General features: G+C 60.3%; 17 protein-coding genes. 15 read left to right on the top strand and 2 right to left on the bottom strand.

The genetic code is table 11. The features are described 5' to 3' along the window. From fliG to fliR, 12 genes are all read left to right on the top strand, one after another. On the top strand, positions 1-968 hold a 968-nt coding region (fliG, locus tag LDK53_RS21390), incomplete at its 5' end, for a flagellar motor switch protein FliG (RefSeq protein WP_225288018.1). Continuing rightward, positions 955-1,659 (top strand): flagellar assembly protein FliH, encoded by a 705-nt coding sequence (locus LDK53_RS21385; protein ID WP_225288017.1) that lies wholly within the window; start codon positions 955-957, stop codon positions 1,657-1,659. The genes fliG and LDK53_RS21385, both read left to right, overlap by 14 nt. Next, complete coding sequence (gene fliI, locus LDK53_RS21380; protein WP_225288016.1) at positions 1,656-3,020, top strand: flagellar protein export ATPase FliI; 1,365 nt, start codon at positions 1,656-1,658, stop codon at positions 3,018-3,020. Before LDK53_RS21385 ends, fliI begins: the two co-directional genes overlap by 4 nt. Before the next feature lie 12 nt (positions 3,021-3,032). Next, the gene (fliJ, locus tag LDK53_RS21375; protein ID WP_032672560.1) at positions 3,033-3,482 is read left to right on the top strand and encodes a flagellar export protein FliJ; all 450 of its coding nucleotides are present in this window, start codon (positions 3,033-3,035) and stop codon (positions 3,480-3,482) included. Next, entirely contained in the window at positions 3,479-4,522 is a 1,044-nt protein-coding gene (locus LDK53_RS21370; RefSeq protein WP_225288015.1) for a flagellar hook-length control protein FliK, read from the top strand. The genes fliJ and LDK53_RS21370 overlap by 4 nt, the downstream gene beginning before the upstream one ends. Before the next feature lie 129 nt (positions 4,523-4,651). Further along, a complete protein-coding gene (locus LDK53_RS21365) occupies positions 4,652-5,158 on the top strand; it encodes a flagellar basal body-associated FliL family protein (RefSeq protein ID WP_225288014.1) in 507 nt (168 codons plus the stop codon). Positions 5,159-5,163: 5 nt separating this feature from the next. After that, a complete protein-coding gene (fliM, locus tag LDK53_RS21360; RefSeq protein WP_059385146.1) occupies positions 5,164-6,156 on the top strand; it encodes a flagellar motor switch protein FliM in 993 nt (330 codons plus the stop codon). Positions 6,157-6,163: 7 nt separating this feature from the next. Next, on the top strand, positions 6,164-6,547 hold the full coding sequence (fliN, locus tag LDK53_RS21355) for a flagellar motor switch protein FliN (RefSeq protein ID WP_059385145.1): 384 nt from the start codon (positions 6,164-6,166) through the stop codon (positions 6,545-6,547). Next, the gene (gene fliO / locus LDK53_RS21350) at positions 6,547-6,918 is read left to right on the top strand and encodes a flagellar biosynthetic protein FliO (RefSeq protein WP_225288013.1); all 372 of its coding nucleotides are present in this window, start codon (positions 6,547-6,549) and stop codon (positions 6,916-6,918) included. Before fliN ends, fliO begins: the two co-directional genes overlap by 1 nt. Before the next feature lie 26 nt (positions 6,919-6,944). Beyond that, a complete protein-coding gene (fliP, locus tag LDK53_RS21345) occupies positions 6,945-7,643 on the top strand; it encodes a flagellar type III secretion system pore protein FliP (protein ID WP_412174839.1) in 699 nt (232 codons plus the stop codon). Between the two features lie 9 nt (positions 7,644-7,652). Next, on the top strand, positions 7,653-7,922 hold the full coding sequence (gene fliQ / locus LDK53_RS21340; RefSeq protein WP_025758644.1) for a flagellar biosynthesis protein FliQ: 270 nt from the start codon (positions 7,653-7,655) through the stop codon (positions 7,920-7,922). Beyond that, a complete protein-coding gene (fliR, locus tag LDK53_RS21335) occupies positions 7,922-8,701 on the top strand; it encodes a flagellar biosynthetic protein FliR (protein ID WP_225288012.1) in 780 nt (259 codons plus the stop codon). The genes fliQ and fliR overlap by 1 nt, the downstream gene beginning before the upstream one ends. A gap of 5 nt (positions 8,702-8,706) precedes the next feature. Here fliR and LDK53_RS21330 read toward each other — a convergent pair whose 3' ends face one another. Together LDK53_RS21330 and LDK53_RS21325 are read right to left on the bottom strand one after the other, a co-directional pair. Continuing rightward, on the bottom strand, positions 8,707-9,231 hold the full coding sequence (locus LDK53_RS21330) for a hypothetical protein (protein ID WP_225288011.1): 525 nt from the start codon (positions 9,229-9,231) through the stop codon (positions 8,707-8,709). Next, positions 9,197-10,006: a winged helix-turn-helix domain-containing protein gene (locus LDK53_RS21325; RefSeq protein WP_225288010.1), complete on the bottom strand. Its 810-nt coding sequence runs from the start codon at positions 10,004-10,006 to the stop codon at positions 9,197-9,199. The genes LDK53_RS21330 and LDK53_RS21325 overlap by 35 nt, the downstream gene beginning before the upstream one ends. 455 nt (positions 10,007-10,461) lie before the next feature. Between LDK53_RS21325 and LDK53_RS21320 the strand changes: the two genes are divergently transcribed. The 3 genes from LDK53_RS21320 to LDK53_RS21310 all read left to right on the top strand — a co-directional run. After that, the gene (locus tag LDK53_RS21320; RefSeq protein ID WP_225288009.1) at positions 10,462-10,953 is read left to right on the top strand and encodes a DoxX family protein; all 492 of its coding nucleotides are present in this window, start codon (positions 10,462-10,464) and stop codon (positions 10,951-10,953) included. A gap of 111 nt (positions 10,954-11,064) precedes the next feature. Then, on the top strand, positions 11,065-12,225 hold the full coding sequence (locus LDK53_RS21315) for a methyl-accepting chemotaxis protein (protein ID WP_225288008.1): 1,161 nt from the start codon (positions 11,065-11,067) through the stop codon (positions 12,223-12,225). Positions 12,226-12,290: 65 nt separating this feature from the next. Beyond that, on the top strand, positions 12,291-12,591 hold a 301-nt coding region (locus LDK53_RS21310), incomplete at its 3' end, for a hypothetical protein (protein WP_225288007.1).

The following is a 12,591-nucleotide window of genomic DNA, read 5'->3' as shown; positions in this document are numbered from 1 at the left end:
GCGCCATCGTCATGCTGACGCTGGGAGATGTCCTGGCGGCGGAGGTGTTCAAGCACCTTAACGCCCACGAGGTTAAGCAGATCAGTGCCTCGATGGTCAACATGGCGGGCTTTACTCACGACCAGATGGCCATGGTGCTGGAGGAGTTTAAGAAAGACTCCAGCGAATATGCGGCGCTCAGCCTCAACACCAACGATTATCTGCGCAGCGTGCTGGTCAAGGCGCTGGGCGAAGAGCGTGCCTCCTCGCTGCTGGAAGATCTGCTGGATACCCATCAGGGCACCAACGGTATCGAAACGCTCAACTTTATGGATCCGCAGGCGGTGTTCGATCTTATCCGCGAAGAGCATCCGCAGATCATCGCCACCATCCTGGTACACCTCAAGCGTAACCAGGCGGCGGACGTGCTGGGCAAATTCGACGAGCGCGAACGTAACGACATTATGCTGCGTATCGCCACCTTTGGCGGCGTACAGCCTGCCGCGCTGCAGGAGCTGACGGAAGTGCTGAACAACCTGCTGCACGGCCAGAACCTCAAGCGCAGCAAGATGGGCGGCGTCCGTCCGGCGGCCGAGATCCTCAACCTGATGAAATCCCATCAGGAGGAGGCGGCCATCGAGGCGGTGCGCGACTTCGACGGCGAACTGGCGCAGAAGATCATCGACGAGATGTTCCTGTTCGAAAACCTGGTGGATGTGGAAGACAGAAGCATTCAGCGTCTGCTGCAGGAGATCGAGAGCGAGACGCTGATCATCGCCCTGAAAGGGGCCGACGAGCCGCTGCGCATGAAGTTCTTCCGCAATATGTCACGCCGTCAGGCCGAGCTGATGACCGACGATCTGGCCTCCCGTGGCCCGGTGCGTCTGTCGCAGGTGGAAGCCGAACAGAAGACCATTCTCAACGTGGTGCGTCGCCTGGCCGAGTCTGGCGAGATCCTGATTGGAGGCAGCGACGATGCCTACGTTTGATGATAACAACGCCCGTGAGTGGCGCGCCTGGAAGCCTGAAAACCTGCTGGGTGAGCCGCTGGACACCCCGCTGCCGACGATGGACAACGCCCAGTCTGAGGCGCAGCTGAAAGCTGAACTGGCGCGCCTGCGCAAGCAGGCGGAGCAGCAGGGATTTGCTCAGGGACAGCAGCAGGGCCAGGAAGAGGGGCGCAAGCAGGGCTACGAGGCAGGGCTGAAAGAGGGTCGCGACGCCGGGTTTGCCCAGGGCGTAGAGCAGGCGAGCGTGGAGCAGCAGGCGCTGCTGCGCGAGGCCGAAGTCTGGGTCAGCAACTTTAAGCTGGCGCTGGAAAACCTCGAAGGGCTGGTCCCCGCGCGTCTGGTGCAGCTGTCGCTCACCGCGGTCCAGCAGCTCTACGGCACTGCCCGCGTGACGGACAACCAGGCGCTGAACGCGCAGATCCGCAGCCTGATGCAGCAGGATGCCCTGCTGCACGGCACCATCCAGCTGTATGTCAGCCCGGACGCGTTTGCGCCAGTGCAGGCGGCGCTGGGCGAAACGCTCACCGCGATGGGCTGGGAGCTGCACCGCGACGCCAGCCTGGCCGCCGGGGGCTGCCGGATTGTCTCCCCGGACGTTGAGGTGGACGCCAGCATGGAAACCCGCTGGCAGGCGCTCTGCCAGCTGGCACGCGAGGAGCTCTCGCAATGAGCCAGCAGCTAAAAAAGTGGCTCTCCGCCCTCGACCGGGTGGAGGAGAAACTCACGCAGTTGCCCGATTTTCGCCAGTACGGCAAGCTGACGCGCGCCACCGGGCTGGTGATGGAGGCCGTGGGGCTGAAGCTGCCCATCGGTGCCCTGTGCATCGTTGAGCGCCAGACGGAGCAGGGAATTATCCCGGTCGAGAGCGAGGTGGTGGGCTTTAACGGCCAGACGCTGTTCCTGATGCCGCTGGAGCATGTCGACGGTATCCTGCCGGGGGCGCGCATTTACGCCCTGCAAAGCGACAGCCACGCCGGTAAACAGCTTCCCGTTGGCCCGCATCTGCTGGGCCGCGTGCTGGATGCCCAGGGCCGTCCGCTGGATGGCCGTCCCGCGCCGGGAAAACCGGCGGCCGGGCTTTTTACCCCGACGCTTAACCCGCTGCACCGCGACCCGATCAAAACCGTGCTCGACGTCGGCGTGCGCGCCATCAACGGCCTGCTGACGGTGGGGCGAGGACAGCGTATGGGCCTGTTCGCCGGTTCCGGCGTCGGCAAAAGCGTGCTGCTCGGCATGATGGCCCGCTTTACCACCGCTGACGTCATCGTGGTGGGGCTGATTGGCGAGCGTGGCCGCGAGGTAAAAGATTTTATCGAGAATATCCTCGGCGAGGAGGGGCTCGCCCGGGCGGTGGTTGTCGCCGCCCCGGCCGACGTCTCGCCGATTTTACGTATGCAGGGCGCCGTCTACGCCACCCGCATCGCGGAGGACTTCCGCGAGCGCGGCCTCAACGTGCTGCTGATTATGGACTCCCTGACCCGCTACGCCATGGCGCAGCGTGAAGTGGCGCTGGCGATTGGCGAACCGCCGGCCACCAAAGGCTATCCGCCGTCGGTGTTTGCCCGCCTGCCTGCTCTGGTTGAGCGCACCGGTAACGGCGTGAAAGGGGGCGGCTCGATCACCGCGTTTTATACGGTGCTGACGGAAGGGGACGACCAGCAAGATCCGATTGCCGACTCCGCGCGCGCGATCCTCGACGGCCACATTGTGCTGTCGCGCCGTCTGGCCGAGGCGGGGCACTATCCGGCTATCGATATCGAAGCCTCGATCAGCCGCGCCATGACCGAGCTGATCCCGCATGCCCAGTACCGCCGGGTGCAGCGTTTCAAACAGCTGCTCTCCGCGTACCAGCGCAACCGCGATCTGGTCAGCGTGGGGGCGTACGTCAAAGGGAGCGACGCGATGCTGGACCAGGCCATCGACAAATACCCGTCGCTGGAGGCGTTCCTCCACCAGGCGATCCATGAGCGCAGCGGCTATGACGACGCCGTTCGCGCCCTGTCCGGGCTCTTCCCGGACATCAAAGACTAATCCGGAGGCGCGATGAAGGTAAAAAACCCGATGACGCTGCTGCGCGATATGGCCGAAGAGACGCTGACGGAGACCACCCGCGCGCTGGGCGGCGCGCAGCAGCAGCTTCAGCAGGCGCTCACCCAGCACGAACAGCTGCAGCACTATGAGCAGGAGTACCAGCAGTCCCTGCGTCAGGGGATGATGGGTGGCGGCATGTCGGTGGCGGATCTGGTGAATCATCAGTCGTTTATTTTATCGCTCAAGCAGGTCGTCAAGCAGCAGGAAGGCCACGTTAACGCCTGTGAACAGGCGGTCGACAAGGTGAAGCAGAACTGGGTGCAGAACAAGCAGCGCCTGAACGCCTTTGAAACCCTGATTGCCCGCCGGGAGACGGCGCAGGCGCTGGTTCAAAGCCGACATGAACAGAAGCTGATGGATGAATTTGCCCAGCGTGCCGGACAAAAGAGAGAAAGGCTATGAACATTGATATTGCCACCCTGCTGTTGGGCAGCGGGGCACCGGGCAAACCGAAGGCCGGGCTGCTCGCTGACGAGAACTTCAGCCTGGCGCTGGATGACAAGCTGACCGAGCTGGCGCAGCTTTTCCCGGGCCTTGACCCGCAGATGCTGGCTGCGCTGCCGGAGGCCGCCTTACCCGCCGGGTTACTGCCGGGCAAACTGGCTGACGACGCACCTGTCCTTGATGACGAGGGGAGGCCGCTGATGGCAATGCCCGCACTGGCAGAGGCGTTGCAGGGCATCGCGCTGACCGACGGTGAAGGGGACGAAAGCCCCCAGTGGCAGCTGCAGCAGCTGGTGACCCGCAGCGTCACCGGGGAGGTACCGGTGAAAGGCGTACCGGGCGAAAAAAACGCGGCGCCGGAGGGCAAAACCGCAGCAACGTTGATGATGAGCGGGGATAAAACCCCGGCGGCCGCTGCCGCGCCGCTGGCGGCGCAGCCCGCACCGCTCAGCAGCGAAGCGCTGGTCACCACCGAGGTTGCCGCGACGCCAACGGTGAACGCCGTGGCGCTCCCTGCCGCCGTACGCACCAGCATCGCCCATGCCCCGCAGCAGGTGGTCACCGTTAACCATCCGCCGGAAACGCCGGAGTGGAAGCAGTCGGTCAGCCAGCACATTGCGGTCTTTAGCCGCAACGGGCTGCACAGTGCGGAGATCCGCCTGCACCCGGAAGAGCTGGGGTCGCTACAGATTTCCCTGCGCGTGCAACAGGATCAGGCACAGATCCATATCGTCAGCGAGCATGCGCATATTCGCCACGTCATGGAGCAGGCGATGCCGCAGCTGCGCGCCGCGATGGCGGAATCCGGCATTCAGCTGGGTCAGTCCAGCGTCAGCGCGGAAGGGCAGTCGTTTGCCGCCGGTGATCAGGGGGAACACGCCGCAGGCGACGAGCATGCCGCGCAGGAGGGCGAGGAGCACGCGCCGGAGGAGGAGAGTGTACCCACGTTATTAACCACCACCCCCGGAAATATATACGGAATTAATACCTTTGCCTGAAGTGGCGAATTAGCTTCAGGAATGAAATTTTATCGCCTGATTATCAGGATGATTAAATGGACTACAATGTCCGCCATATTGACACGAGGGTAGCACGCTGCCCTCTCTTATTTATCAGGTGTACGTTCAATGAGTAATAAAAATAAAAAGGTCGCCAGTGGCGGAGGGTCTCGCTCGCTTCTGATGATGTTCATGTTTTTGACTGCCGTTGCGGCGTGCGGAGTTTCCGGCTACCTGTTCTGGGAGATGAAGTTCGCCAAACCGGCACAAGAAGTCGCAGAAGGGGAAATCAACACGGCTCCTGCGCCCGTGCAGGTCGAGCCGCTGTATGCGTCAATGAATACCTTTACCGTCAGCCTGAAGCCGACGGCGAACGAATCGGACCGGGTATTGTATCTGGGCTTGTCGATTCGCGTGGCGGAACAGAAATCACTGGCGGTGCTGGAAAAATATTTACCGGAATATCGCAGCCGCTTATTTATGTTGCTCACTCACCAGACCTATGAAGATTTATCGACGGATGAAGGAAAGCGTCGCCTGATTACCAATATTCAGAGTGAGCTGGATAAACCGCTGGCATTTAACCAGTCCATTCGCGTCACTGACGTGCTTATTAACGAATTTATTCTGCGGTAATTATTATGGCTGACAGCTTTTTATCTCAGGATGAGATCGACCGTTTGCTCAACGCCGATGTGGAGAGCAACAGCGATCGTCAGAACAATGGGGCAGACCCGGGGATCAAACCCTACGATCCGCATACCCAGCGCCGGGTGATCCGCGAACGTCTGCATTCGCTGGAGATCATTAACGAACGTTTTGCCCGTCAGTTCCGCATGGGGCTGTTTAACCTGCTGCGCCGTAGCCCGGATATTACGGCGGGGAACATTAAGATCCAGCCGTATCACGAGTTTGCCCGCAACCTGCCGGTGCCGACAAACCTGAACCTGCTGCACCTTAACCCGCTGCGCGGCACCTCGCTGATGGCGTTCTCGCCGGGGCTGGTGTTTATGGCCGTGGATAACCTGTTCGGCGGCGACGGGCGTTTCCCGACCAAAGCCGACGGCCGCGAGTTCACGCCCACCGAGCAGCGCGTGATCCACCGCATGCTGTCGATGGCGCGCGAGGCGTACGAGTTCGCCTGGAGTTCGATCTACAAAATCAAAACGGAGTACATCCGCTCCGAAATCCAGGTGAAGTTCACCAACATCACCTCGTCGCCGAACGACGTGGTGGTGACCACGCCGTTTTCGGTGGAGATCGGTTCGCACCGCGGGGAGTTCAACATCTGTATTCCCTTCAGCACCATCGAGCCGCTGCGCGAGCTGCTGAGTAACCCGCCAATGGACAACTCCCGTCATGAGGACTCCCACTGGCGCGGCCTGCTGGCAAGCCAGATGCGGGAAACCGAGCTGGAGCTCACGGCGCGTTTCGCCGATATCGGCACCCGTCTGTCCCGTGTGATGCAGATGAAAAAAGGCGACATCATCGCGCTGGATAAGCAGGAGTTTATCGAGGCCAGCGTCGGTGGCGTACCGGTCTTCACGGCCCGCTACGGTGCCGTTAACAATCAATATGCCCTGAAGGTCGAGCAGATGATTCAGCCTTCATTACTTTCATTAAACAAGGAGTAATTTCCCCATGAGCGATATGAACACCTCATCGGGTTCTGACGATCAGTCCATCGATAATCTTTGGGGTGAGGCAATGACCGAACAGCACGCGGCGGGAATGACCGACACCATGGCGGGTGCGCAATTTTCTGACGAAATGAACCTGATCCTCGATATCCCGGTAAAAATGACCGTGGAGCTGGGACGCACCAAAATGACCATCAAGGAGCTGCTGCGCTTAAGCCAGGGCTCGGTGGTGTCGCTGGACGGTCTGGCGGGGGAGCCGCTGGATATCCTGATCAACGGTTACCTGATTGCGCAGGGGGAAGTAGTAGTGGTGTCCGATAAATTCGGTATCCGTATCACGGACATCATTACCCCGTCCGAGCGCATGCATCGTCTGAGCCGCTGATGAACGCCACCGATTCCCTTCCGGCTACCGGGTCCATACTGATGTCGGTCAGCGGCGCGCTGGCGCTGATCCTCCTGCTGCTGGTGGTGCTGGCCTGGGCCGCCCGCCGCAGCGGGCTGGCGCGTCGGCTCAACGACGCCCAGGGCAACATGACCCTGGTGGCGACCCAGTCTCTGGGGCCGCGCGAGCGCCTGGTGCTGGTTGACGTTGGCGACCAGCGTCTGGTGCTGGGGGTTACCGCCTCGCAGATTACCTGCCTCGCCACTCAGCCGCGTCCGGAAAACGCCCCGCAGGCCAGTGCGCCCGCGGCGACGTTCCCGCTGATGCTGGAGAAGCTGCGCCAGAAATACCGTCCGGGAGGTGAACAGTGAATCGCCTGCTGCTGGCATTCGCCCTGATGCTGCCTGCCGCCGGTGCAATGGCGGCCAACGGGGATATCACCCTCGGCCAGCCCTCCGGAGAAGGAGGCTGGACCCTGCCGGTGCAAACCCTGCTGCTGCTGAGCGGCTTTACCTTTATTCCCGCGGTCCTGCTGATGATGACCGGGTTTACCCGCATCATCATTGTGCTGGGGCTGCTGCGTAACGCGCTGGGTACGCCCACCGCGCCACCCAACCAGGTGCTGGTGGGGCTGTCGCTGTTTTTGACCTTCTTTGTGATGTCGCCGGTGTTCAGCCAGATCTACGAAAAAGCCTGGCAGCCGCTGCAGGAAAACAAAATCACCATGGAAGTGGCCCTGACGGAAGGGGTGAAGCCGCTGCGCGCGTTCATGCTCGACCAGACCCGCGAAAGCGATCTGGCGATGTTTGCCCGCATCGCGAAAACGCCGGACGTTGCCACGCCGCAGGAGGTGCCGCTCAGCATTCTGATCCCGGCGTTTATCACCAGCGAGCTGAAAACCGCGTTCCAGATCGGCTTTACCATTTTTATCCCGTTCCTGATCATCGATCTGGTGGTGGCGAGCATTCTGATGGCGCTGGGGATGATGATGGTGCCGCCGACCACCATTGCCCTGCCGTTTAAGCTGATGCTGTTCGTGCTGGTGGATGGCTGGCAGCTGCTGGTGGGTTCGCTGGCCCAGAGCTTTTACAGTTAGGAGAGCCCCATGACCCCGGAAAGCGTAATGGTGATCGGCATGCAGGCCATCAAGGTCGGGCTGATGATTTCCGCCCCGCTGCTGGTGGCCGCCCTGGTCACCGGTCTGATAATCAGTATTTTGCAGGCCGCCACGCAGGTCAACGAAATGACCATGACCTTCATCCCGAAAATCCTGATGATTGTCGGCGTCGCGGTGGCGCTTGGCCCGTGGATGATGAAAATCTTTATTGAATATACCCGCGCGGTGTTCGCCAGCATCCCGTATGTGATCGGCTGATGGCCTTTGGACTTCCCCTCGATCAGCTCTACGGGCTGGTCAGCCACTACTTTTTCATTATGGTGCGCATTGCGGCGCTGCTGCACGTTGCGCCGGTCTTCAGCGAGAAGGCCGTCAGTGCCCGACTGCGCGCCGGTCTGGCCCTGCTGACGGCGATCCTCATTGGCGGGACACTGCCCGACGCCGGGGTAGGGATCTACTCCTGGGAAGGGGTTTGGGTGCTGGCGAAACAGGTGATTATCGGTACGGCGATGGGGCTGACGCTGCAGCTGCTGTTCGCCGCCGTGCGCATGTCCGGTGAAATTATCGGCATGCAGATGGGGCTGTCGTTCGCCACCTTCTTTGACCCCGGCGCCGGGAACAGCCCGGTGATCTCGCGTTTTCTCAACCTGCTGGTGATGCTGCTGTTTCTCGCTTTTAACGGCCATCTCTGGCTGCTGGCGCTGCTGGCTGACACCTTCCAGACCCTGCCGGTTGACGCCACGCCGCTGCATGCGGGCGGGTTTATCTATCTGGTCACCCACGCGGGGCTGATCTTCAGTCAGGGGCTGATGCTGGGGCTGCCGGTGATTGCCCTGCTGCTGTGCATCAACTTCATCCTCGGGCTGTTAAACCGTCTGACGCCGCAGCTCTCCATCTTCGTGATTGGCTTCCCGCTGACGCTGACCTTCGGCATGCTGGCGCTGTTCCTGATTGCCGAAACGCTGGCCCCGTTCTTTGAGCGCCTGATGGCCACCGGCTTTGACCTGCTGGCCGGGCTGATTCAGGCGCTGGTGTAGTCCCCTCAGTGCATGCAGGCGATGCGGGCGACGGTTTCCGAGCCGGAGGCCAGCACCTTGTCGTCCAGCAGGTAGACGGTGCTGGTCGCTACTTCGCCCGGCTTAATTTGCGGGAAGATATAGTCGGTCACATCTTCATCCGTGGTCTGGCCGCCCAGCTTGCGGTGCTGGCTGGTCACGGTCAGATGGATCCGTTTGCCTGACAGTTCCACATCGTAGCGCACCTCCCGGTTCACGGCCTTCGGCAGCCCGTCGCGCTTGCCGTCTTTAAAATGGGTGATGCTGCCGATATAGGTGGTATGCCCGCTGAACAGGCCATCGCGGTAGGAGCGGTAGATGCCCCGCGCCAGCGTCGCATTGTTGTCGTCCTCAATCACGTAGTAGGAGGTGGGGGCGACACACTGGGACGCGAACGTCGCATTCCGCAGTCCGTACAGCGCCATGCCGCCCAGCCCGACGACCATCCCGCCCACAAACAGCAGGCTGAGCGGGGATTTAATAAAGGCGAAAATAGAACGATTCGCAGTCATTCCCTGAATCCTTAAAGGGTTGTTGGCAGGCAATAAGTCCCTGGAACTGGCTCATTTTTTCTGAGCCGGTGGTGACGTACAGCACCGCAGCCGGTTTCTCATTGGGGCGACGATCCAGCACGTGACGGGTATAGGTTTGCAGCGTGGATTCAATCAGGGCGCGCTGCGTCTGTTTATCCTGCTGCACCATCACCTGGGTGCCGGGCGGCACGCCGGGGCCATTCCAGTGCACAAAGTGGACCGGCTGGGGGCTAAAATCGACGATCCCGCGCAGCAGCAGGGCAATCACCAGCCCCACCAGCACGCCACTCAGAGTGACGCAGATCTTCTGCTTCAGGGCATAGCGGCGCGCAGGGGCGTGCGCCGCCGCCGACGGCACATCCGGCGCGGCCGCTTCTTCCTGGGCGGGCAGGGGCGCGGTCTGCACCGGCGGTGGCAGTTCACCGCTGGCCTCGCGCACAAGCAGACGATAGCCGCTGCGCGTCACGGCGATCAGGGTGATGGCTTCCTGCAGATCCAACTGGGCGAACGCGCGACGCAGCTTGGTGATCATCACCCGGACGCTGTTGTCGGTCACTTCCACGCCTGCGCTGCGCCAGCCGATCTCCATCAGCTGTTCCTGAGAAAGCACCTCCCCCTGGGCCTCCACCAGTGCGGCAAGGCACAGACACGCGCTTTGGGGAAGGGTGACCGTCTCCTGCGTATCCGTCCGGGCAAGTACGCGGGTCTGTAAATCCAGCGTTACTGACGTTCCAATCGCGATAGGGTTTAGCATAGTTATTTGATTCTTCTGGTGTATTAGGTATCGCTTCTGGCTATTGTAATTAATAGTAAGGAATACATGTTATGGCGAGCCGAAGGCCAGAGCGACATGCTTTTTATGTCTTACGTCATATTTTTGCAACCACTGCGTAATAACAGCCTTAACGGCATTAAGGTTATTAATCGGAGCGTTATTAACCACATTAAACATGGTGATTAATAACGTTTTACTTTAATCATATTAAAACCAATCGGTTACCTTTTTGCTGCCGAAGAGGGCGTCTGTACGGCGTTGATAATGAGACGCTGTCATCATTCAGAATTAATCTTTTTTAATCTGTATATTTTTATTAATTGTGTCGGGAAGGGGGCGGGAGCGGTTGCGAACGAGACCGGCGAATTTATACTGCGTAAACAGATGTTATTGAATTTATTACACAGTATTTATTTTCTTTACAAGGATGACCGATGTTCTCTCTTAAGCGTTTATTGCATACCACCGATATGCCGGCCATGTTTCCCGTTTTTCTCTGCCGTCTGGTACTGGGGGTATTTTTCTTTACCGCAGGGTTTAATAAATTATTCGTTCCCGAGAACCAGCTGCTGATGGTGGACACCATGCATGACGCGGGGATCCCTTTCCCGGACGTTATGGCCGTGGTGGTGGCGTTCCTCGAATGCAGCATGGGTCTGCTGTTAACCCTGGGGCTATTCAGCCGCGTGAGCGCGCTGGTACTAATGACGATCAGCACTGTGGCGCTGGTCACCATCGGTATCTACACCATTCCGCGTGGTCTGAACCTGATCGCCTGGCTCAGCTGGCTGTTTTATCTGCCCGAGACGCTGTATATGGTGCTTTGCCTGCTGCCGGTGACATGGGGGGGAACCTTCTGGAGCCTCGATGGCTGGCTGGTCAGACGCTGGGATAATGTCCGGCGGATTGTTTTTGTTGAACGATAACAGAAGTGCGCGGTTATCAACGGTTTGAAGAGCATATTTCCTGCCCCCCGCATAATAAAATAGCCCTGTAGCGGTAGCATTGTGCTGCCAGAATAAACAACAGGCGCTGTCATGGTTTTTATTGTCATACTGGTCGTTATTTTTATTACCTTCATTATTCTGGTGCAGGCGGGCGTCATGCCGTGGTTTATCCGCACGGAGGGGCAGCGCCTGCGCTCGCAGGTGGATGCCCTGGCCATTCAACTGCGTGAACAGCTCGACCGTGTAGAAGCGCAGCAGCGCTCGATGACCGAAAGCGTGGTCACCCTGAAAAGCTTTGCCCTCGACAAAGCGGCGCCGGGAGAGACCGATCTCCCGGAGGAGACCAGCAACAGCCGTCAGTTTTTCAATGCCCTGGTGAAAGAGACGGGAGAGCGGCTGGGCGGTCGGGCCTGGATTGTGGAAAACACCGGGCGCATCATTGCCGATGCCGCCGGTGCGCCCACGGTGCAATCGCTCAACGATGCCGATCTCCCCATGGCGGTCCCGCTGCGCGCCCTGCTGGCCCAGTCCGGGGAAGGGCTGCGCCATACCCGTTTTCGCAGCGCCAGCGGCGAGCACACCCTGATGGTGGTTCCCCTCGCCGACACGCCGTGGCTGCTGGCCATTGATGTTCCCACCCGCCGCATGGGCGAGCGACCTGGCATTCTGCTCCACAAGCCATGGCCGCTGGCCGCGCTGCTGCTGGTCTCGACCCTGACGCTGCTGCGCAGCCTGAATCTGCACCTTTCCCGGCTCAATGAAGAGCTGCCGTCGCAGCTGCAAACCGGGCAGGGGGCGCATCTGCCGCCACTGATGCATGAGGTGGGCGAGCAGGTGAACGCCATCGCCCGGGCGGCCACCGTCATTGCCCAGGAGAACGAACGGCTGCTGCAGGTCCCGGAGGCGAGCGCCAATCTGCTGGCAACGCTCGGCGACAGCGCCACTGGCGTGATTATGGCCATGAAGGCCTTGCATGATGCTGCCCTGCAGATTGCCGACAGCAGCGGGGCGCTGGTTCAGCTGGCAAGCCGCGCCTACAGTTACTCCCTGCATAACGAAGAGGGGATTTTTGCCGTGGAGTCGCGCAACCTGGCGAGCCGCTGTGCGCGCTCCTCGAAGGAGCTTCGGGCGCTGATTGACGATGCGATGATGCAGGGGCAGAGCGGCGCCGCGTCGGTGACGCAGAATAACAGCGTGCTGATTGAGGAGGTCTGTACCGTGGCGAATGCCCTGCTGCAGCGCACCCAGTGACGGGTTGCGTAAGCAGGATCGCTTTGCTTCACTGGAAGCAGGCTTAATGAAAAGGATCTCCTGACATGAAATACGCTCTTGTGCTCTTCGCCGTCTTGACGCTGGCGGCCTGCCAGTCGCCCACGTCGCAGAGAACAGACCGCGTGACGCTGACCCGGTGTGGCAACGATCAGATAACCCTGCTGCCCGCCGCTGCCGCCGGGCGTCAGCTGAGAATTTGGGTTAATGATGTGGTGTTTACCGGCGACGAGGGGCGAGAAATCACCCGCAATGAGTATATGCCGTTTCACACTTACCTTTACAGCCGCGACACCCCCGTCGCTGATGCTCAGCCGTACAACATCGTCGCGCTGACGGCGGCGCCGG

The organism is Enterobacter sp. K16B (assembly GCF_020216105.1).
GTDB classification, from domain to species: domain Bacteria; phylum Pseudomonadota; class Gammaproteobacteria; order Enterobacterales; family Enterobacteriaceae; genus Enterobacter; species Enterobacter sichuanensis.
The sequence above is the reverse complement of the archived record's forward strand: the minus strand, read 5'-3'. Positions and strand labels throughout refer to the sequence as shown.

What these genes read in the sequence shown, in the direction of transcription:
- LDK53_RS21385 (WP_225288017.1), top strand. Translation starts at nt 955, where the DNA reads ATGCCTACGTTTGATGATAACAACGCCCGTGAGTGGCGCGCCTGGAAG.
- fliI (WP_225288016.1), top strand. Translation starts at nt 1,656, where the DNA reads ATGAGCCAGCAGCTAAAAAAGTGGCTCTCCGCCCTCGACCGGGTGGAG.
- fliJ (WP_032672560.1), top strand. Translation starts at nt 3,033, where the DNA reads ATGAAGGTAAAAAACCCGATGACGCTGCTGCGCGATATGGCCGAAGAG.
- LDK53_RS21370 (WP_225288015.1), top strand. Translation starts at nt 3,479, where the DNA reads ATGAACATTGATATTGCCACCCTGCTGTTGGGCAGCGGGGCACCGGGC.
- LDK53_RS21365 (WP_225288014.1), top strand. Translation starts at nt 4,652, where the DNA reads ATGAGTAATAAAAATAAAAAGGTCGCCAGTGGCGGAGGGTCTCGCTCG.
- fliM (WP_059385146.1), top strand. Translation starts at nt 5,164, where the DNA reads ATGGCTGACAGCTTTTTATCTCAGGATGAGATCGACCGTTTGCTCAAC.
- fliN (WP_059385145.1), top strand. Translation starts at nt 6,164, where the DNA reads ATGAGCGATATGAACACCTCATCGGGTTCTGACGATCAGTCCATCGAT.
- fliO (WP_225288013.1), top strand. Translation starts at nt 6,547, where the DNA reads ATGAACGCCACCGATTCCCTTCCGGCTACCGGGTCCATACTGATGTCG.
- fliP (WP_412174839.1), top strand. Translation starts at nt 6,945, where the DNA reads ATGCTGCCTGCCGCCGGTGCAATGGCGGCCAACGGGGATATCACCCTC.
- fliQ (WP_025758644.1), top strand. Translation starts at nt 7,653, where the DNA reads ATGACCCCGGAAAGCGTAATGGTGATCGGCATGCAGGCCATCAAGGTC.
- fliR (WP_225288012.1), top strand. Translation starts at nt 7,922, where the DNA reads ATGGCCTTTGGACTTCCCCTCGATCAGCTCTACGGGCTGGTCAGCCAC.
- LDK53_RS21330 (WP_225288011.1), bottom strand. Translation starts at nt 9,231, where the DNA reads ATGACTGCGAATCGTTCTATTTTCGCCTTTATTAAATCCCCGCTCAGC.
- LDK53_RS21325 (WP_225288010.1), bottom strand. Translation starts at nt 10,006, where the DNA reads ATGCTAAACCCTATCGCGATTGGAACGTCAGTAACGCTGGATTTACAG.
- LDK53_RS21320 (WP_225288009.1), top strand. Translation starts at nt 10,462, where the DNA reads ATGTTCTCTCTTAAGCGTTTATTGCATACCACCGATATGCCGGCCATG.
- LDK53_RS21315 (WP_225288008.1), top strand. Translation starts at nt 11,065, where the DNA reads ATGGTTTTTATTGTCATACTGGTCGTTATTTTTATTACCTTCATTATT.